Raw genomic sequence first — 21,069 nt, 5'->3', positions numbered from 1 at the left:
CCCTAAGTACCTTAGCCCCTCAGTAACTTTGTAATTTCGTCAACTATATCTTTGGTAGCATTTGCTTTTGCGAGCGTCTTTATGTTCGCACCCAGTTTTTGCTGCTTCTCCTGATTGGTTATCAAATCAGAAAATACGGGCTGAAACTGTGTATCTAATTGCACTTCTTTCAATAGCAATGCGCCTTCTTTATCTACAATAGCCTGTGCATTTTTAGTCTGGTGATCTTCAGCTACATTTGGCGAAGGAATAAACAACACCGGCTTACCCACAAGACAAAGTTCTGACACTGATGATGCCCCCGAACGTGATATTACCACATCTGCCGCAGCATACACCAAATCCATCCTGTCTATGAACGAAAGCACCGTTACATTCTCTTTATCGCCGAAATGCTGGTACTCTTCAAAATAAAATTTACCACACTGCCATATTACCTGTACCCCCTGTGCTAAAAGCCACGTAACCTCTTTTGCTATCAACTGGTTAATTCTTCTAGAACCAAGGCTGCCTCCTAAAACCAGTAATGTTTTCTTTTCCGCATCCAGCTCAAAGCGTTTTATAGCTTCTTCCCTGTTACCTTCTACATCCAGTATATCGCTGCGAACCGGATTTCCTGTAAACACTATTTTCTCCGCCGGAAAAAATCGTTCAAGGTTATCATAGGCAACACATATTTTTTTTGCCTTTTGAGCCAGCCACTTATTGGTTTTCCCGGGAAACGAATTCTGCTCCTGGATAACCGTCGGAACCCCCATTCCTCCGGCTGCCCGTAGCAAAGGCCCGCTGGCAAAACCACCTGTACCTATTACCACATCTGGCTTAAACTCTTTTATAATCTTTCTCGATTTTAAAATGCTGCTCATTAGCTTTAGTGGAAACATTGCATTGTCAAGCGTTAGCTTTCTTTGTATACCTGCAATCCACAAACCAATGATCTTATATCCTGCCTGAGGTACTTTTTGCATCTCCATCTTGTCGCTGGCACCTACAAACAGTATCTCGCTATCAGGAAATCTTTCTTTTAATTCATTAGCAATAGCAATGGCCGGGTAAATGTGCCCGCCTGTACCGCCACCGCTTAATATGAATTTCTTTTTTTCCATCTTATAGTTTCAAAGTAGCAGAGTAGCTAAGCTGCAAAGTTCAGCTCCCTGCTTATAAACTTCGGACTTCCGACATCGGACAGTCCACTAATATCTACTTTCCAAACACTGCACTCATCGGATTCTTCGACCTGTCTTCTATTGAGAAGGCCGCAGGTTGTGAAGATTGCACTTCGCCTTCGGTTTCTGCCAGTGCTTTCGCTTCCTCTTCCTGTTGTTCCCTAAGTATATGCTCGTCTATCATGCGTTGCAATGTTGCTTCGCGTTCTTCTTTTTCTGCTGCTTCCTGCGCTATCTCTTCTTCTTTCTTCGTAACACTGATAATGATACCTATGGATATACATGTCATCCAAACCGAACTACCGCCACTACTTATAAGCGGCAATGTCTGTCCCGTTACCGGAAGAAGTTCTACCGCCACACCCATATTAATAAGTGCCTGGAAGATTATCGGGAAACCAAGTCCCACGATCAGTAATTTACCAAAGAGCGATTTCGACTTATGTGCTGTTACGAGAAATCTAAAGAACAACATCAGGTATAATGTCAATACAGCCAATCCACCTGCCAGTCCGTACTCTTCAACAATAATGGCGAAGATAAAATCGGAAGATGACTGCGGAAGGAAGTTCTTCTGAACACTCTTACCCGGACCTAGCCCGTATACCATTCCCGATGCTATAGCAATTTTTGCTTTTTCAATCTGGTAATCGTCCTCGTTAGGCTCATCCGATGTAAATCGTTCCAAACGGTTCATCCAGGTATCTACCCTGTTTGGCATTGCATCCGGAAATGCTTTCGCAAAACCAACAAACAACGCAAGAAATAGTATTCCTGCCGCGATGATAGTTCCTAAATAGCGTAACGGATACCTGCCTACAAATACAAGCATACATATCATTGAAAAGATAAGTGCTGCCGTAGAGAAGTTGGCCGGTAATATTAGTGCCAGTATAGCAAATACCGGAAGCCATAATTCCAAGAGCGATGCCTTAAATGTAATTTCTTTGTCTTCCATCTTGGCAAGGTAGCGCGCTACATATACCATAAGCACTATAGATGCCAGTGTCGATGTCTGGAAGGTTACCCCAATAAAAGGTACTTTTATCCAACGGCTGGCATTTGCACCGTCTATCACCGTACCCTGAAGGAAAGTATAAATAAGCAGCAGTGCCACAATTGGCAAGGCTATCTGCGATATCCCCTTGTAATAATGATATGGCACCTTATGCACAAAATAAATAAGACCGAAACCAATGAAAATATGAACCAAATGCTTAACCAGGTAACCAATAGTTGACCCCTTACCTATCACATACACAAGGTTTGTGCTTGCGCTGAAAACTGGCATGAACGAGATAAGCGCAAGCAGCATCACGAATGACCATATGCCTTTGTCTCCTTTCAGGTTATTGATTAGTTCTTTCATTTGTTTTTATATTCTTTTTTGTCATTTCGACCATAGGGAGATATCTCATTTTGAGATTCTTCGACTCCGTTGCACTTCGCTCAGAATGACAGAGCGACTATTTTATATATTATAAATTCTGAACCGCGTTTTTAAATTGCTTTCCGCGTTCTTCGTAATTTTCAAATAAATCAAAACTTGCACATGCCGGAGATAACAATACTGTATCACCTTTTTCAGCTAGTTTTTGTGCCACTTTTACAGCTTCTGCCATGCTTGATGTTTCTACCATCACATCTACCACATTGCTAAAAGCATCCATTATTTTCCTGTTATCAACACCCAGGCACACTATTGCTTTTACTTTTTCTCTAACTAAAGACATCAGCTCACTATAGTCATTACCCTTATCAACACCACCAACAATCCATACGGTTGGGGTTTTCATGCTGTCAAGAGCATAAAATGTTGAGTTTATGTTAGTTGCTTTACTGTCGTTGATATACTGTACGTTCTGTATTTTTAATACATTCTCTAAACGATGCTCTACCCCCTGGAAATTAGAAAGACTTTCTCTTATCGTTTGTTTCCTTATACGCATTAATTGCGCAACTGCTGTTGCTGCCATTGCATTTTTGATATTGTGTTTTCCTTCTAGTGACAGTTCGTTGGTAGGCATGGTAAATTCGTCTTTATTAATGTTGCTGATAATAGTGTCTTCTTTTACGTAAATCCCGTTTTCAACCTCCTTAGTCAGCGAGAACGGAATGGTTTGTGCTTTAATCGTGTTGCTTTCCAGCCATTTTGAAATAATCTCATCATCTGCATCATAGATCAGAAAATCGTCTTCTGTCTGATTCATCGTTATCCTGAACTTTGCCGCTATATACAACTCATATTTGTACTCGTAGCGATCCAGGTGGTCAGGGCTTATGTTGGTTATCACTGCTATATGCGGCCTGTATGTTTCTATACCGTCCAGCTGAAAGCTGCTCAACTCCAATACATATCCCTCGTGCTTATTTTCGGCAATCTGCCAGGCAAAGCTCTTACCTATATTTCCCGCCAGTCCAACATTTAGCGAACCCTGTTTTAGCAGGTGGTGCGTTAGCATTGTCGTGGTGGTTTTACCGTTGCTGCCGGTAATGCCTATTGTGTCAACATCTAAAAACTGGTATGCAAACTCAATCTCTGATATTACTGGAATCCCTTTTGCTCTAATCGCCTTTACAATGGGCGACTTATCAGGTATTCCCGGGCTTTTCATTACCACATCTGCATTTAGAATTAATTCTTCTGTATGCTTTTCCTCTTCCCAGTCCAGTTTATTAAGTGCAAGAACTTCTTTGTAATTGTTTTTTATTTTACCGAAATCAGAGATAAAAACATCATAACCTTTTTTCTTTCCCAGGATAGCAGTACCAACACCGCTTTCCCCTCCACCAAGTATAACTAGTCTCATAATCTATCTTAGTTTTAAGGACACCAGTGAGAATATTGCTAACAGTATGGCTACAATCCAGAAGCGGGTAACGATCTTACTTTCGTGATATCCCTTTTTCTGGTAGTGGTGGTGCAGAGGCGACATTAAAAATATTCTTCTGCCCTCACCAAATTTCTTCTTCGTGTATTTAAAGTATCCTACCTGAAGCACTACCGAAAGGTTTTCTGCCAGGAAGATACCGCACAGTACAGGTATCAGTAACTCTTTTCTAACTGCTATTGCCAGTACTGCTATAATTCCACCTATGGTTAAACTTCCCGTATCTCCCATAAACACAGTCGCGGGGTAGGTATTATACCAGAGGAAACCTATGAGCGACCCCACAAACGCAGTTATATACACCGTCATTTCTCCCGAATTGGGTATGTACATTATATTCAGGTAATTTGAAAAAATAATATTACCAGATACAAATGCAAAGATGCCCAATGCGAGTACAGCAATTGCCGATGTTCCCGCGGCGAGCCCGTCTATACCATCGGTAAGGTTGGCGCCATTAGATACCGCAGTGATAATAAAGATCACAATCGGTATAAATATCAGCCATGCATAATCTTTGTAGCCATCGCCTGCCCATGAAAGCAGCTCGGCATAATCAAACTCATTATTTTTAAAGAACGGAATAGTAGTAGCTGTCGATTTTTCTTCCTGACCTCCCTGAGAGATAACATTTACACTCTGCTGATTGTAGATGTTTACCTTTCCGGTATCAGTCCTTACCGTTACTGCCGGGTGAAAGTAAAGTATATACCCTACTATCAATCCAAGCCCTACCTGGCCTACCACTTTAAATTTACCTTTAAGACCTTCTTTATCTTTCTTAAATATTTTAATATAATCGTCAATAAAACCAATTGTACCCATCCATAATGTGGTGATGATAAGCAGCATTACATAGATGTTATCCAGCTTGGCAAGCAATATCACAGGAATAAGGGTTGAGATGATAATAATAAGCCCTCCCATTGTTGGCGTACCTGCTTTCTGCGACTGACCTTCAAGGCCCAGCTCGCGAACTGTTTCACCCACCTGCTGTTTCCTAAGGAAGTTGATGATCTTTTTACCAAATACGGTAGAGATTAGGAGCGACAATATAATCGCCAAACCGGAACGGAAAGTTATGTACTGAAACACCCCCGTGCCCGGCACATCTAACTGTTTGTCTAAATACTCGAATAAATAATACAGCATATGTTCCCGCTATTTGTTTAGTTGCTCTAAAATCTCTTTTACTGTTTCCATGTCATCAAAGTGAAAACGCTCCCCTTTGATTTCCTGGTAGGTCTCATGCCCTTTTCCGGCTATGAGTATAATGTCGTTTGGCCTTGCAAGCTGACAGGCAATCTTTATAGCCTGTTTTCTGTCTACCACCGCAATTGTTTTTTTATAATTCTGAGGCTCTACGCCTTTTTCCATGTCTTCAATAATATCTTCAGGCACTTCGCTACGCGGATTGTCTGAAGTAAAAATGGCTTTATCACTCATGTTTGATGCGATGTGCGCCATAATCGGGCGTTTTGTTTTATCCCTGTCGCCACCACAACCTACAACCGTAATAAGCTGTTCGTTACGCGTGCGAATATTTTCAATAGTGCTAAGCACATTCTCTAATGCATCGGGTGTATGTGCATAATCTACAATAGCAGTTACCTTACTTTCAGACACTATAAACTGAAACCTTCCTGAAACACTTTCCAACTCACTCATAAGTCGCAATACCTCTACATTTTCAAGGCCCAGGTTAACCGCCGTAGCATAAATAGCAAGCAGGTTATACGCATTGAAAGTTCCTATAAGCTTAACCCATACTTCCTGCTCGTTTATTTTAAGCAGTAGTCCCGACAACTGGTTTTCCAGTATATTTGCTTTATAGTCGGCATACGTTTTCAGTGCATACGTAAGCTTTTTAGCTTTTGTATTCTGAAGCATTATAAGTCCGTTCTTGTCGTCAACATTAACAAGTCCGAAAGAACCTTTTGGCAATTCGTCAAAGAACCTTTTCTTTACATCCCTGTATTCCGCAAAAGAGCTGTGATAATCCAGGTGATCATGAGACAGATTGGTAAATACACCACCCGCAAACTCAAGGCCTGCTGTCCTGTTCTGGTGGATACCGTGAGAGCTTACTTCCATGAAGCAATACTCACAACCCACTTCTTCCATCTCTTTTAAATACTTATTTATAGTAAGCGAATCGGGCGTTGTATGCGTAGCTTTATACTCCGTATTGTCTACCATTATTTTTACAGTGCTTAACAGCCCTGTTTTGTATCCTGCATTTTTAAACAACTGATATAGCAATGATGCTATAGTAGTTTTACCGTTAGTACCAGTTATACCTACAAGCTTTACATTGTGCGACGGGTTACCGTAATAGTTAGCCGCCATGTGTGCTAATGCCGCACTTGCACTTTTAGCCTGAATATAAGTGATGCCTTCAACAGTTTCTTCGGGCATTTCTTCGCAAACAATTGCTGCTGCGCCAAGGCTTACGGCCTTATCAATAAAGCTGTGTCCATCGCTAATCGTACCGCGGATAGCCACAAACACGTCACCTTCTTTAACCAGGCGCGAATCAAACTCAATTTTGTTCACATCAATATCTGTGGCGCCTTTCACCGCCTCAATAGATGCCCTGTATAAAATATCCCTTAAAATCACTATAATTCCAGTGTTATGGTTTGATTTTTACTAACTGTTTCTCCCGGTTTCAGCGATTGTTTTTTTACTTTACCAACGCCTATTACCTGTACTTTAAGCCCCATGTTACCAAGCAGAGCCACGGCATCCATACCACTCATACCAACTATGTTTGGTATTACATCTTTAGCTTTTGCCTCTTTATCATAATATGAAGCATATAACTGCTCCTGCTCTTTAATCTTTCCGTTTAGTTTCTTCACCTTGTTGGTAGAAGGAACATCGGTATATATTTTTTGGGCGATTCTTTTAAAAACCGGCCCCGATACATCTGCACCATAAATACCTTTGCTTCGGCTTGGCTTATGCACCACTACGATACATGAGTACTGTGGGTTTTCTGCCGGGAAGTAACCTGCAAACGATGATGAGTAATACATCTCATCTCCTTTACCTCCACCATAGTTAACCTGTGCAGTACCTGTTTTTCCTGCCATTGAAAAATTAGGTGAATACAGCTTTGAACCTGTACCTTTTTTAACCACATTCTTCATTACAGCCTTAACTTTATTTATAGTCTCCTGAGAACATATCTTAGGATTGATAACTTCTTTATCGAACTTTTTAATTGTCCTGTCCCACTCTTTAATCTCCTGAACAAACAAGGGCTTTACCATTTCGCCGTTATTTGCTACCGCATTATAAAATGTAAGTGTCTGCAATGGTGTCAAGTGTACTCCGTAACCAAAGCCCATCCATGGAAGCGACACTCTTGACCACGACTTATCCTGCGGCTGTGGTATACTTGGTTTGCCTTCGCCTATTATAGAGATACCCAGCTTGTTATTAAGTCCGAAACTGTTAAGTCTGTCTACAAAAGCCTGTGGCTCATCTTTATAATTTTCATACACCGCCTGAACAAGCACTGTGTTAGATGACAACTCGAATCCTCTCGCCAGCGATACTTTTCCGTACCCGCCTTTTTTAGAGTCACGCACATGGCGCTTGTGAATAATTATATCGCCACCTTTACAGTCGTAAACCTTGCTGGTATCTACTTTTTTATCTTCAAGCAAAGCAATAAGCCCAGCAAGCTTAAATGTAGATCCCGGCTCCTGAGACTCTCCTACAGCATAGTTTATCGTTTCATAATAAGAACCGTCTGTGGCACGCCCCAGGTTAGATATTGCTTTTATGTAACCTGTTTTGGTTTCCATAACCACTACACAACCGTGGTCAGCCTCGTAGTGCTCCAATTGCTTAAGCAACGCATGGTGGGCAATATCCTGAATATAAACATCTATGGTAGACACTATATCAAGACCGTCAACGGGCTCTACTTCATTATTATCACTAATTGGCTTCCATTGGTTTTTAGCTATCTTCTGCATCATTCGCTTGCCATCTTTACCATTAAGGTATCTGGCAAAAGCCCCTTCTATACCAATCTTTTTATTATTTCCTGCATAGTCAAGTTCATCATAACCAATAGTCCTTTTTGCAATTTTACCTATCGGATGCTCACGGATCGTTCTCTGCTCTGTTATAACTCCACCTTTAAAAGCGCCCAGGTTAAAAAGCGGAAAACTTTTTATACGCATGTACTCGGTAAAGCTTAAATCCCTTGCTACCAAAAGATACCTGTTCTTTTTTGCCCTCGCCCTCTTAAGCTCACTGTAGTAATCTTCAGATGGCTTTCCGAACATTTTTGACAGCGAATCGGCGAGCGGCTCCAAATATTTATTAAAATCTTTAGCGTTTGGTGCCATAGCATCAAAGCGTATCTTATAATTAGGAATAGATGTCGCCAGAAGGCTGCCATCGGCAGAATACACATTACCCCTGTTCGCAGGAATGGTGAAATTCTTAACCGTACGCTCTTTAGCCAGCTGACGGTAATAATCACCCTCTACCCACTGAATATTGGCAAGCTTGATAGTAACCAGAAGAGCCATCACAAAAATTGCGGCGGCTACCAGGTACATCCTTTTCGATATTTTTTTATCGTTATCTACTGCCATAATTTTTCAAAGAATCCTTTTTTCTCTTCCTTTACCACTTTGATCTTTGTTGGCGGTACCGACGAAGGAAAAATTTGCCTCTCCTCCATTTTACGCGATACCGTAGATTCCATCTTCAGCTCCATAAGCTCTGAGCGCATATCTACAAATTCCGATCGAAGTTCTTTCACTTCCGTCTCCATTGCGCTTATCCTGAAAATTTTTTGCTCGTAATTATGAGAGTTCGCAATCATAACAATACACACAAGAACAAGGAATATTATAAAGCGCCAGTTCTTCATAGACCCTTGGTCTACAAGATATTTTGCTTTCAATAAATTAATAACCCCGCCTTTCATACTCTTATTTTTTTTCTGCTACCCTTAGCTTAGCGCTACGCGCCCTGTTGTTTATCTTTATTTCCTCTTCTGTAGGAACAATCAGTTTTTCAATACTTTTAAACGGAACCGAGAAATTGCCAAACATATCGCGTTCCGGCTCCCCCTCAAACATTCCGTTTCGCATATAACGCTTAACCAGCCTGTCTTCCAGCGAGTGATAGGATATAACGCTCAACCTTCCGCCCGGATTCAGAATTTCAAGCGACTGCTCTAAAAACTCCTTTAGCACATCCATCTCCTGGTTTACTTCTATTCGTATTGCCTGATAGATCTGCGCCAGTATTTTATTGCTTTTATGCCCCGGAAGAAACCTTGATAAAACCTTTTTAAGCTGTTCAGAGTTTTTTATAGGCGCTTCTTTTCTTGCTTCTACAATTACATGCGCCATCGCTCCACCATTTTTCAGCTCCCCATAATCAAAAAGAACCCTCTTTATATCAGCTTCCTCATAATCATTAATTACTACAAAAGCGTTTAACTCATTCTTTTTACTCATCCTCATATCCAGCTCTGCTTCAAAACGGGTAGAAAAACCGCGCTCCGGAACATCAAACTGATGCGATGAAACTCCAAGATCCGCAAGGATACCATCTACAGCTTTAATATTATGAAAGCGAAGAAACCTTTTAATGAACCTGAAATTTTCAGGGATCAGTACAAAACGTTCATCATCTATAATATTTGCCTGTGCATCTTCATCCTGATCAAAACCAAACAATTTACCGTTCGGCCCCAGCCTTTTCATTATTTCCCTTGAATGGCCTCCACCACCAAAGGTTACATCAACATATATTCCGTCCGGCTTTATATTTAGGCCATCAACCGTTTCTTTCAATAAAACCGGGTTATGATATTCCATCTTCGTCATCCATTAAATTACCCATTACTTCTTCTGCCAGATCTGCAAAATCTACAGCAGAATCGTCGATAGATTTTTCGTATTTATCTTTATCCCATATCTCAACAATATTTACTGCAGACGAAAGCACTACGTCTTTATCCATTTCAGCAAACACAAAAAGATCTTTAGGTATAAGCAGCCTTCCTGTCGCATCAATCTCTATAACCTTTACACCGGCGGTAAACCTCCTGATGAAGTCGTTATTCTTTTTCACAAACCGGTTCAGCTTGTTTATTTTCTGCATCATTTTATTCCACTCTGCCATAGGATACAGCTCTAAGCAAGGCTGAAAAACCGAACGTTTTAACACGAATCCATCTTCCAGTCCGGCATGCAATTGCTTCTTCAAAGGAGCAGGCAACATCAGCCTTCCCTTTGAATCTACCTTACATTCGTATGTTCCGATAATGGTATTCAAGTAGTTACGTTTACACAGTTTATAAAGCAAATATAGATATATTTTACCACTTTATACCACTTCCTACCACTTTGTTGATAAGTTTTGGAGTTTTACTACCACCTGAAAAAAAAGTCCTACAAAGCCTATAAAGACGATTTTTAGAAAAAATGCAGGCTGCCTAAAAATTTAATGTAAGATTTATAATTTTTTAAGACAACTTAACATTGACAATGCAGAAAACGAAAAACTAATAAAATTTGTTAATAAGACTAAAACTGATATTTAGGCACTTATAGATCTGAAATTTTAAATTGAGCGAAAATGTCCGCAAAGGTTAAAAAATAACCCAAATATTATGTAGTAAAATTCTTTTTAAGGTATAATATTATATATTTGCGACAATTGAATTTGTTTAGAACAGAAAATGTACACTACGAAAAAAGACGGTAAATATACTTATTTTGAAGCCGGCGAAGGAACACCGATAATCATACTACATGGACTTATGGGAGGCCTAAGCAATTTCGGCGGAGTAGCGGAGTATTTCCCGAAAATAGGCTACAAAGTAGTCATTCCGGAACTCCCTATTTACACTCAGAGCATTTTAAAAACCAACGTAAAAGCTTTTGCCCGCTGGGTTAAAGACTTTATAACCTATAAAGGTTTTGACCGGGTGATATTGCTGGGCAACTCGCTTGGCGGACATATTGCACTATACCACACTAAAATGTACCCCGAAAAAATGATGGGGCTTATTATCACCGGAAGTTCAGGCCTTTATGAAAGCGCTATGGGCGACAGCTACCCGCGAAGAGGTGATTATGAGTACATACAGAAAAAAGCAGGCGATGTATTTTATGATCCTGCCATTGCTACAAAAGAAATTGTAGACGAGGTATATGCTATGGCAAACGACCGTATTAAGCTTATTAAAACCCTTACTATCGCAAAGAGCGCTATTCGCCACAACATGGCTAAGGATTTACCAAAAATGCATATTCCTACATGTATTATATGGGGCAAGAACGATAACGTAACACCTCCGGATGTTGCCGAAGAGTTCCATAAGCTACTGCCTAACTCATCGTTATACTGGATAGATAAATGCGGACACGCTGCCATGATGGAGCACCCGGATGAGTTTAACCGACTAATGCATGAATGGCTTAAAAAACTGGATACTGCACAACACCTTTTAAGAGAAGAATAATTTTACGGCATACGCCGGATAGCTATAAACCACGAATTACCATAATTCGTGGTTTTTTATTTAAAGTGGTAAATTGTGGAAGATTTTTTGCCGCGAATTTCACGAATACCGCAAATTAGAGCAATCTTATTTATCAGCAACGATAGAAATTAGTGCAATTCACCGTCAAATCATACCCTAAAAAATTTTACACTAACTTTGCAACAAAATATAAAGACATGAAAATTAATACTGCCGAATTTATAATAAGCAATTCTGAGGTTAGCAAATGCCCAAAAGAGCCGTTGCCGGAGTACGCTTTCATCGGCAGGAGTAACGTAGGTAAGTCGTCGCTTATCAACATGCTTACAGGCCGTAACAGCCTTGCAAAAACATCCGGAAGACCGGGTAAAACCCAGCTTATCAATCACTTTAAGATAAACGAAAACTGGTTCCTTGTCGATTTACCGGGATACGGCTATGCACGTGTATCTAAGTCTACAAAAGAGACATTCCAGAAATTTATCACCGATTATTTTGAACGCCGTGAACAAATGGTTTGCGCATTTGTACTTATAGATATCCGCCTTGAAGCACAAAAGATAGACCTTGAATTCCTGGAGTACCTGGGAGAAACTGAGGTTCCGTTTTGTATTATCTTCACTAAAGCTGATAAAATAAGCCGCGGAAAGGTAGACCAGCACATTGCTGCATACCGTAAATCGATGCTTGCCAATAACTGGGCAGAGATGCCACAATATTTTGTAACATCTTCTACCGAAGGTACGGGCCGTGACGCGGTACTCGACTACATCAGCGAAGTAAACCAGGGAATTTTTGACAATCAGGGATTTTTATAAAACTTAACCATCCGCACTAAAGTGAAGCGTATACACCTATTCTATATACTGGCAACATTATGTATTGTATCATGCCAGAAAGAAACCGGTTCTAACAAAAATGTAGAATACCTGCTAATGGACCAATACAAAGAGTCGGAGCATTTTTACAGCACCAACCTTAATGACTTTCAGGTATATATTGAGCAGTACATCTCGCAAAACCCGCAACTGGGATTATACCCGAGTTTTGACAGCATCAACAAAATTAAGATCGTTGTAGACAGGACGGTTTCAGCCATTGATAAAACTAAACCGGCCGATAAACTCAAGATGATCGAAGAGGGAAGAAACGAAATCAACAGACTGTCCAACTACAAATATGATTTTGTCGACCTGAAACTGATTGATGGTTTAAATGATTCGCTGTACAACCAGGCTATAAAAACCGACCTGCTTAAAGCAAATTACAATATTTACCTGCAATATTCGCACGATAAAATGAAGCAATAATTGCTGTTTGAATTAAGTTTTCAGGCATCCGCAGAATATTATGCATTTAACATACCAAAAGTGCAACATTGTTCAGTTAAGGCACTCATAGAGAGAGTTTTAAACCAAACAATGTTGCACTTTTTAAATTACATTGTTGAGAGCAGAAAGTGCAATAAAACAATTATCTGAAAATTAGCGATATAACCATGCGGCCAATTTGTAGTTATGGTCGAAAAATGAAGCTCCCGGAGCCTGTTTTGCGTTATACACAAATAACGGAACTATACATTCGTAAGTCGATCCGTGGCTGCGGTAATTCGCTGGCAGTTTTTCTGATTCTACGTCTGCAAGTTGGCCAAACACGGTTAGCTTATTTCCTAAAACCATAAGATCACCTACCCGATCCGGTAACAAACCATATTTTTCAATAGCCTCCTGTTTGGTTAATACAGCCTCCACGCCATCAAGAGAAAGCAATGTCTTTTTAACTTTTTCAAGATCTTTAGTCTTTTTAAGGTAAACATAAGCGGAACCTCCCATACCCCTGTGATGCTTAAAATAACGGTCTTTTTCAGGAGAAATAGCTATCCTGATAGGCGTTTTGCGTTTAGCGCAGGCTTTTTCCAGATCCCAGCAGAAGTCTTTATGATTAAGTCCGTGGTCGGCAGTTACAAGAATCGCAGCATCGGGTGCCGCATCATGAAGCTTGCCTATATATTCGTCGATCTTATGAAGAAACTCTTTCGAATTAGGATCTTCGGGCGCCCAGGTATGCATAGGATAATCGGTAGTGTGAATGTAAATCAAACCAAGGTCAGGATTGTTGTTCATGGTATGCAACGCCGACTCCATAATCCAATAGCTAACTTCTTTAGTGTAAACACCCGGTGGCGGACCAAATTTCTTAGCCCATTCCGATTCTTCAGCGCCATCGCACTCAGGGCATAACGATACATTTGTATTGATAGCCATAATATCTACCGTTTTCTTTTTAACAGAAAACAATGCAGACTTGATGCCCAGCGTTTTCGCCCTGTCGAAAATAGTCGGAGCAGTGATAAGATCCGGATCTTCTATAAATTCTTCTTCTTTGGTTTTAGGATTATACCATACGTTTCCGGTAATACCATGCTTATTGGGCAGTTCTCCGGTTGCAATGGCAACATTGTTTACATTGGTAACTGCTGGCATAATAGAGGGAACGATTTTAAAAATGCCATCCTTTTCCATTTTATTAAGGTTAGGCATATCGCTGTTTCGGTAATAGTCTTCACCAAAGCCATCAATCATTACAACAATAGTACGTTGTGGTTTTGCCGGATTTTGAGCATAAACATGACCCATTAATAGTAAAACAAAAACTGCAATCAGATTTTTTAGAACAGATTTCATACAATATTTTATTAGTTAAACACATCGGGTAAAAAGCAACAGGCCTGCCTTTGTAATTTCCCCGGAGCAAAACTGAGCATAACACAAAACCTGTGCGACCATCTAAATAATAAAATCATAAAAAAGTAAATACCGAACGAATTGTACCTGCAAACAACTACATAACAGACACTTGAACCAATGTTAATTAATCATTAAGCGACCTTAAAACCTATTTAGTAACATTCACCTAACACTAAAACAACCGTATCAGGCTTATTTTTGAGCCACATTTAGATATTATGAATTACATTTTATTTGCGGGACTGGTACTGAATGCCTTAGCAATCGCATTTATCCTGTTGCGAATACCAAAAGACAAGGCAAATTACCTGTTGCTGTTACTTTTGGTATGCGCCGGAATTCACCTGGCTGCCAAGCTCTATATATTTACGGCAGTAGACAATGAGGCAGTAACCTTCAGGATGCATACAGGTATACAGCTTGCTTATGGGCCATTGCTATACCTATTCGCCAGAAAGAAGAGTGATATCGACTTTATACCTGCAAGAATGTGGTATCTGTTCATCCCTTTGATAATGGTTATAACATTATACGCCTGTACATCACTCGCCATCGCACAATATCCTGAGCAAGCCACATCGGTACTGCAATTTTATAATAAGATAGCGTTCTTCCCGATAGTACTGTCGCATATTGTTTTTGGCATCCTGGCTCCTATAAAAGATAATTTAGCAAACGGCAACATCAGTTTGATCAAAGGGTTAAAATACATTCTTACAGCATTGGGTTTTGTAGAAATTGCATTGTTGATTTTTGGAAATATGGATGCTGACATTAATCCGTACATCCGAAGCATCATTTATATGCTGTTGGGCGCTATTCCGGTTTTAGTATTGTGGTTCGGACAGCCCGAAGTAATTGTACGGAAAGAAATCATTCAAAATATAAACACAGAAGAATCGCCTATTGGCATTTCAGAATACCGAAAATTGACATTAGACACCACGAAACACGAAGCTATTTTTAATCAGCTTGAAACATTGCTACAGGAAAAACAGTTGTACAAAGACGAAGACCTCTCTCTGGAAAAGCTTGCTGCTACATCCGGCATCAACAGGCATCATATTAGTGAGACATTAAATGTGTTTGCAGGAAAAACATTTTACCAGTACATCAACGAATACCGTATTAAGGAAGTACTTATTCGGTTAGATACAAATACACAAAAAAATACCCGCCTTTTGGCTATAGCTTACGATTGTGGTTTTAAAACAAAGGCGTCGTTCAACCAGTATTTTAAAAAATTTACCGGAACAACTCCGTCTGGCTATATAAAAGAAAAAGCGGCCTAAGCCGCTTTCCATATCCTTTTAAATAAATTACTTCTTGGTAATTTCCAGTTTTTCTGCGAAGTAATCACAGAAATCCCTCATTGTATCGGTCATTTTTTTGTCACCGGTGGCACGTTCAAAGTTCTCAGCCATAGTAACAAGCGTCTGGTGATAAAACACCTTCATTTCATCTACTGGCATATCTTTTGTCCAAAGGTTAATGCTCATACTCTCTTGAGGCTTGCTGTCCCACATAGAAAGCATAAACGCTTTAGTCTCCTGATTTTTAACACCACCATCGGGTGCGTCCCAGCTCATTGTTTCCGGAACATTGTTCTCATCAAGTTCAACGTGTATCTTTATTTCTGTTTTTTTATTGTTAGCAGACATTACTTTTTGGGTTTGTATTTAGAATTATCAAAAATTGTTTTAGCGTCCATAGCTAAAAGATCCTGCAAAGGTACATTTTTATTATTTTCTGCGTAAGCTTTAACAATTTGCCACCCCATCCACTGGCCTATCCTTCCGGGTGACTCATTATCAAGCTCAAGATAGAATTTTGAAAAAGGCGCAGGGTTGATGAATCGTGCCGGTAATTTCGGGTCGGAATCAAACAACAGCTTTTTATCCACAAAGTATTTCCAGATTTCCTGCTCGTTTGCCTCTGCCCACTCTAATTGCTCTTTAGTATAGCCAATTTTATTATTATCAGGTGTTTCAGGAATAAGTGCATCTTTAAGGTAAAGCTCTTTTCCGTAGTATATCATCAGCGAAAGCAGTTGCCTGTCGCGTGGCGGTGCAATTTTATTATATCCGAAAGAAGTTACAATATCCGGCATTATCTGCGACGGCTCATATTGCTCAATCTCGTATTTATTAAGCCCTTCGTATAAATAGTTGTCTTTACCAAGATACAGGCTCAATGGCACAACTACAACCTCAGGAGTGTACACTGCTTTAATATCGGTATCGTCTGTTATTAACGAAACAACCCTGGGTACAGGCAACTGTGGAAAATAATATTTTACATGCTGAAGAAAAGCACTCATATCATCCTGCAATTTATCAAGGTTAGGATATTTCTTCTCCGATTCGGCTTTTAGCTTAAGCATAAAAGGATCTTTCATCTTGTTAAGCCATACCGCATCTTCGTTACCTTCCGGAAAAAGATAAGGGTATTTTACCTTAAGATCGGGCAGGCCCTGAGCACCTGCTTCAAAAAAAGCTTTATCAAAACGCTCAATAGCTACTTTAGGAGCAGGTATCTCGGCTATCTTGCTTTCTGCCTCACTTTCCTTTTTACAGGCTACCACAAACACCAAAAGCGAAAGAATAAGGATACATTTCTTCATTTTGTAATTTTATTAGTAATTTCTTATTAAGGTTTTTTTAATTTTATCGGCAAATATACAACTCACCCATTAATATTGAACAATTATGGCAACCAAGTCCGCTTTTCAGGCCGAAGCAATAAACAAACATATTGTAAACTGGCTGCATGAATATGCAGAGAACGCAGGAGTTAAGGGTTTTGTTGTAGGCATATCTGGCGGAATTGATTCTGCGCTTACCTCAACATTATGTGCACAGACAGGTTTACCCACCCTTTGTGTTGAAATGCCCATACACCAGGCACACAGCCACGTTTCGCGTGCAAAAGAACATATTAAGAACCTTAAGGAAAAATTTTCTAACGTAACGTCGGCACATGCCGATCTTACCCCTATCTTTGAGGCCTTTAAAAAGCAACTACCTGAAACTGAAAACCCATACATCCTGAACCTGACCCTTGCCAATACAAGAGCCCGCTTAAGAATGACAACTTTATACTATTTTGCAGGCCTTCACAGCGCACTGGTAGCCGGAACAGGTAACAAAGTAGAAGATTTTGGTGTAGGCTTCTTTACAAAATATGGAGATGGCGGTGTAGATATTAGCCCTATTGCCGACCTTTTAAAATCGGAAGTACGATTGCTGGCAAAGCATTTAGGTGTTACAGAAACTATTATTACTGCTAAGCCAACAGACGGACTTTTTGGTGATGACAGAAGCGATGAAGACCAGCTTGGCGCAAGCTACGACGAACTGGAATGGGCAATGGAACAGATGGAAAACGGGAAAAATCATGACGACTTTACCGGAAGGGAAAAAGAAGTTTTTGAAATTTATAAACGACTCAATACGATCAACCAACATAAGATGAAAGAAATACCGGTATGCGAAATTCCGCCTAATTTGAAATAAAATTCTTTCATTCACAATACTTTAAGATTTAAATTACTAAATTTACTATAGTCTAAACCCAAAAATCTAGCAATTATGATCAAACTATGCCTCGCGGATAATCACCCCGTAGTGCACTACGGCATGAAATCGTATTTTAGCGATAATCCGCAAATTAGTTTTGCCGGCGTGGTTAACAACCTGGACAGCCTTCTTGACACATTGGGCAAAAAAACAGTTGATGTTGCCGTTATCGACCTTGAATTGGAAGGTCTTACAAGTATCAGCGCTGTTAAATCGCTTGTCAAGGAATTTCCTGAAACCAAGGTAGTTATTTTTACCAACCTTGCAGAGCAAATTTATGCTCCTAATGCCCTTAAAGCAGGAGTTTCTGCCTATGTGCACAAAAGTGCCAAAATGGAAGAATTAGAAAATGCCATCAAAAGAGTCAACGATGGCGAAGTTGTATTTAGCGAAGCTGTAAAGAAAAATCTTGCGCTGCTTAACAAAGGTAAAAAATCTGAACGTTTGTACAGAAAACTGTCTTCAAGAGAAATTGAAGTACTGCGTTACCTTAGTGAAGGCAAAAAGAACAAAGAAATTGCAAAGCTTCTTGACTTAAACGAAAAGACAATAAGTACTTATAAGCTGCGCCTGCTTACAAAACTACACGTTACAAATCTTGTAGACCTTGTAAACAAAGCGAAAACATTAGACATAGTTTAGTAAAAACACTAGACACTACACTCTAAAAACAAAACTTACTATAAAGTACTTGTATGGTATTGCCTTACCGATATTGTACTGAAAAGACAAACGCCCCGAACTTACTACCGGGGCGTTTTTTTAGTTTTAGCCACGAATTACTCAAATTGCACAAATTTGAAATTATTGTGGAGTCGGGTCAATACTATCAACTGCTGCTTGCTGAATAAAAAATTGGTGGAAATTTGTGTAATTAGTGGCTAGCCCTTAATAGAACTGGCTTCTTAACCTGTTTAGCTTACGGGAAAGATAATTCACCAGCGTATTGTAATCGTTCACAGCCATTAATATTTCCATGTTGTCTGCTTCCGGGCTCACCTGCATCTTTAAGTCCTGTATAAGCCTCCCTAAGAGCAGCCAGCGCAGGTCTACAATATGTTCGTTGGTGTAGTTGGCAATAGTAACCACCTTTTCTTTTACAGGAATCTGCTTTTTTTCTTCCCACTCGTGCAAGTAGTATTTTTCATCCTGCATATACACATCGGTAGCTACGTGCTGTAACTCCGGGTGAAGGTCATTCAGAAACGTGTCGATAACAAGTTCGCCTCCCGAAAGATATTTCTCTATAATCGCTTTATAAAGATCTTTGAACATAGGGTTGGTAAATTCTATTTCATCTTCCTGAAGGTTAAGGTAGATACGTTCGTAAACCTTATAATTCTTGTTTTCGGTTTCCTCAAACTCCTTACCTTCCTCATCATACTTGATGTATACATCCTGAAATTCTTCTTCTATATTTCCGTACAGTAATAATATCTCTATTATTTTCTGCTCTACCCTGTCAAGAATATTAATTCGGGTTTGCTGCTGCCCAGGCATACCGCCCTCATCATCAGGCACAGGTTTCATAACATTTGCTACCTGCTCCTCCTTTGCTTTTTTACCTGCATCTACAACATCCTTTTGTACAAGCTGCGCCAGTGTACTGGCGAGTACCTGCTCAGAAATATCCATGATACGTGCACACTCCTGTATGTATATTTCACGCTGTATCCTGTCCGGGATTTTAGAGATACTGGTTACCATATCCCTTATAAGCCCTGCTTTTTTTACAGGGTCATTCTTCGCCTCATCCATAAGGAGGCCGGCCTTGAATTGTATAAAGTCTTTCGCATTTTCTGCAAGGTAAGCCACCAGGTCATCATGAGGGGTTTTCTTTGCAAAGCTGTCCGGGTCTTCCCCATCAGGGAAGGTACACACCTTTACATTCATACCCTCTTCAAGAATAAGGTCTATACCACGAATGGAAGCCCTTAAACCGGCGGCATCTCCATCAAAAAGAACGGTTATATTTTTAGTAAGCCTGCTGATAAGCCGTATCTGGTCGGGTGTTAATGCCGTTCCCGATGATGCTACCGTATTCTCTATACCTGCCTGGTGGAATTGTATAACATCGGTATACCCTTCAACAAGGTAACAGTTGTCCTGTTTGGCGATAGACTGCTTGGCATGAAATATACCGTACAGCACTTTACTTTTGTGGTAAATATCACTCTCGGGAGAGTTAAGGTATTTAGCTGCTTTTTTATCGTTACCTAAAATACGCCCTCCAAAACCAAGCACACGCCCCGACATACTTTGTATAGGGAACATTACACGTCCGCGGAAACGATCGATATGCCTGCCGTCTTCACGCACTATAGTAAAACCTGTTTTATCAAGGTAATCTAACTTATAAGCTTTACCCAAGGCATCTTTAGTAAAAGCATCCCATTCTTCGGGAGAATAACCAAGCCCGAATTTCTTAATAGTATCGCCTGTAAAGCCACGCTCTTTAAAATATGAGTAGCCTATAGCCTGCCCTTCATCGGTATTCAATAATATGTTCTGAAAATACTTCTGTGCATATTCCGACACCAGGTACATACTTTCTTTTTCGTTAGCCTGCTCTTTGTCCTGTTCGCTTTGCTCGGTTTCTTCTAATTCTATATTATACTTTTTCGCCAGGTAGCGAATCGCCTCCGGATAGGTAAAATGTTCATGTTCCATCAAGAAGGCAACAGCATTTCCACCTTTGCCCGAGCTAAAATCTTTCCAGATTTGTTTTACGGGAGATACCATAAACGATGGTGACCTCTCATTGCTGAAAGGACTCAGCCCCTTAAAGTTTGTACCTGCCTTTTTAAGCACTACAAAGTCGCCGATAACCTCTTCTACACGGGCGGTTTCAAATACGGTATCTATGGAGCTTTTGGATATCAAAACTTAAATGGGAGTTATAAAAATTAGGAAAGCAAAGTTACATAAAATAAAAAAGCAGGCCCTTACTAAGCCTGCTTTTCATTTACCAAAAAAAAAGAAATACACTACATCTAATGACTACTACTTTTATATCAGCAATACCGATCCTGGACAGTTCCCGGTATTGATGCGTGCATTGGTAGTAATCCTAAAAACTGTGTCAAAACTATCTTTATTACAAGCACAAAAAAATACCCATCAGTGGGTATTTTTACTTTTTAACATATAAAG

General features: G+C 40.0%; 20 protein-coding genes. 7 read left to right on the top strand and 13 right to left on the bottom strand.

Annotated features, from left to right (window positions below; all coding sequences use genetic code 11):
- Positions 1–11: 11 nt before the first annotated feature.
- The 9 genes from ALW18_12840 to ALW18_12800 all read right to left on the bottom strand — a co-directional run bounded on the left by ALW18_12840 (position 12) and on the right by ALW18_12800 (position 10,378).
- Positions 12–1,106: a UDP-diphospho-muramoylpentapeptide beta-N-acetylglucosaminyltransferase gene (locus tag ALW18_12840; GenBank protein AOE53331.1), complete on the bottom strand. Its 1,095-nt coding sequence runs from the start codon at positions 1,104–1,106 to the stop codon at positions 12–14.
- A 94-nt stretch (positions 1,107–1,200) separates the two neighbouring features.
- Entirely contained in the window at positions 1,201–2,535 is a 1,335-nt protein-coding gene (locus tag ALW18_12835) for a cell division protein FtsW (GenBank protein ID AOE53330.1), read from the bottom strand.
- Between the two features lie 109 nt (positions 2,536–2,644).
- The gene (locus ALW18_12830; GenBank protein AOE53329.1) at positions 2,645–3,976 is read right to left on the bottom strand and encodes a UDP-N-acetylmuramoylalanine--D-glutamate ligase; all 1,332 of its coding nucleotides are present in this window, start codon (positions 3,974–3,976) and stop codon (positions 2,645–2,647) included.
- Positions 3,977–3,979: 3 nt separating this feature from the next.
- Complete coding sequence (locus ALW18_12825) at positions 3,980–5,209, bottom strand: phospho-N-acetylmuramoyl-pentapeptide-transferase (protein ID AOE53328.1); 1,230 nt, start codon at positions 5,207–5,209, stop codon at positions 3,980–3,982.
- A 9-nt stretch (positions 5,210–5,218) separates the two neighbouring features.
- The gene (locus ALW18_12820) at positions 5,219–6,682 is read right to left on the bottom strand and encodes a UDP-N-acetylmuramoylalanyl-D-glutamate--2,6-diaminopimelate ligase (protein ID AOE53327.1); all 1,464 of its coding nucleotides are present in this window, start codon (positions 6,680–6,682) and stop codon (positions 5,219–5,221) included.
- A complete protein-coding gene (locus ALW18_12815) occupies positions 6,679–8,679 on the bottom strand; it encodes a penicillin-binding protein (GenBank protein AOE53326.1) in 2,001 nt (666 codons plus the stop codon). Before ALW18_12815 ends, ALW18_12820 begins: the two co-directional genes overlap by 4 nt.
- Positions 8,670–9,017, bottom strand: coding sequence for an S-adenosyl-methyltransferase (locus ALW18_12810; protein AOE53325.1), 348 nt, complete (start codon positions 9,015–9,017; stop codon positions 8,670–8,672). Before ALW18_12810 ends, ALW18_12815 begins: the two co-directional genes overlap by 10 nt.
- A 4-nt stretch (positions 9,018–9,021) precedes the next feature.
- Positions 9,022–9,918, bottom strand: a complete 897-nt coding sequence (locus tag ALW18_12805) for a 16S rRNA methyltransferase (protein ID AOE54408.1) — start codon at positions 9,916–9,918, stop codon at positions 9,022–9,024.
- A complete protein-coding gene (locus ALW18_12800) occupies positions 9,905–10,378 on the bottom strand; it encodes an MraZ family transcriptional regulator (protein ID AOE53324.1) in 474 nt (157 codons plus the stop codon). Before ALW18_12800 ends, ALW18_12805 begins: the two co-directional genes overlap by 14 nt.
- Positions 10,379–10,784: 406 nt before the next feature.
- Between ALW18_12800 and ALW18_12795 the strand changes: the two genes are divergently transcribed.
- From ALW18_12795 to ALW18_12785, 3 genes are all read left to right on the top strand, one after another.
- Positions 10,785–11,570, top strand: a complete 786-nt coding sequence (locus tag ALW18_12795) for an alpha/beta hydrolase (protein ID AOE53323.1) — start codon at positions 10,785–10,787, stop codon at positions 11,568–11,570.
- A gap of 218 nt (positions 11,571–11,788) precedes the next feature.
- A complete protein-coding gene (locus ALW18_12790; GenBank protein ID AOE53322.1) occupies positions 11,789–12,409 on the top strand; it encodes a GTP-binding protein in 621 nt (206 codons plus the stop codon).
- A 21-nt stretch (positions 12,410–12,430) separates the two neighbouring features.
- Complete coding sequence (locus tag ALW18_12785) at positions 12,431–12,901, top strand: hypothetical protein (protein ID AOE53321.1); 471 nt, start codon at positions 12,431–12,433, stop codon at positions 12,899–12,901.
- A 174-nt stretch (positions 12,902–13,075) separates the two neighbouring features.
- On the opposite strand, the gene ALW18_12780 is transcribed toward ALW18_12785, so the two are convergent.
- The gene (locus ALW18_12780; protein AOE54407.1) at positions 13,076–14,227 is read right to left on the bottom strand and encodes a hypothetical protein; all 1,152 of its coding nucleotides are present in this window, start codon (positions 14,225–14,227) and stop codon (positions 13,076–13,078) included.
- A 329-nt stretch (positions 14,228–14,556) separates the two neighbouring features.
- Here ALW18_12780 and ALW18_12775 point away from each other — a divergent pair, with 329 nt between their 5' ends.
- A complete protein-coding gene (locus tag ALW18_12775; GenBank protein AOE53320.1) occupies positions 14,557–15,630 on the top strand; it encodes a hypothetical protein in 1,074 nt (357 codons plus the stop codon).
- A gap of 27 nt (positions 15,631–15,657) precedes the next feature.
- Here the strand turns inward: ALW18_12775 and ALW18_12770 are convergent, their stop codons facing one another.
- Positions 15,658–15,999 carry a gliding motility protein GldC gene (locus tag ALW18_12770; GenBank protein AOE53319.1) on the bottom strand — a complete coding sequence of 114 codons (342 nt, stop codon included), beginning with the start codon at positions 15,997–15,999 and terminating at the stop codon, positions 15,658–15,660.
- Complete coding sequence (locus tag ALW18_12765) at positions 15,999–16,961, bottom strand: gliding motility protein GldB (protein ID AOE53318.1); 963 nt, start codon at positions 16,959–16,961, stop codon at positions 15,999–16,001. The genes ALW18_12770 and ALW18_12765 overlap by 1 nt, the downstream gene beginning before the upstream one ends.
- Before the next feature lie 85 nt (positions 16,962–17,046).
- Here ALW18_12765 and ALW18_12760 point away from each other — a divergent pair, with 85 nt between their 5' ends.
- Complete coding sequence (locus tag ALW18_12760; protein ID AOE53317.1) at positions 17,047–17,853, top strand: NAD synthetase; 807 nt, start codon at positions 17,047–17,049, stop codon at positions 17,851–17,853.
- Positions 17,854–17,928: 75 nt separating this feature from the next.
- The gene (locus ALW18_12755; protein ID AOE53316.1) at positions 17,929–18,558 is read left to right on the top strand and encodes a LuxR family transcriptional regulator; all 630 of its coding nucleotides are present in this window, start codon (positions 17,929–17,931) and stop codon (positions 18,556–18,558) included.
- A gap of 246 nt (positions 18,559–18,804) precedes the next feature.
- Here ALW18_12755 and ALW18_12750 read toward each other — a convergent pair whose 3' ends face one another.
- Positions 18,805–20,799: a DNA primase gene (locus ALW18_12750; GenBank protein AOE53315.1), complete on the bottom strand. Its 1,995-nt coding sequence runs from the start codon at positions 20,797–20,799 to the stop codon at positions 18,805–18,807.
- 7 nt (positions 20,800–20,806) lie between these two features.
- On the opposite strand from ALW18_12750, the gene ALW18_12745 reads away from it, so the two are divergent.
- On the top strand, positions 20,807–21,067 hold the full coding sequence (locus ALW18_12745) for a hypothetical protein (GenBank protein AOE53314.1): 261 nt from the start codon (positions 20,807–20,809) through the stop codon (positions 21,065–21,067).
- Positions 21,068–21,069 lie beyond the last annotated feature (2 nt).

Source organism: Flavobacterium psychrophilum, assembly GCA_001708385.1.
Lineage (GTDB): Bacteria > Bacteroidota > Bacteroidia > Flavobacteriales > Flavobacteriaceae > Flavobacterium > Flavobacterium psychrophilum_A.
This window is presented reverse-complemented; position numbering and strand designations above follow the sequence as displayed.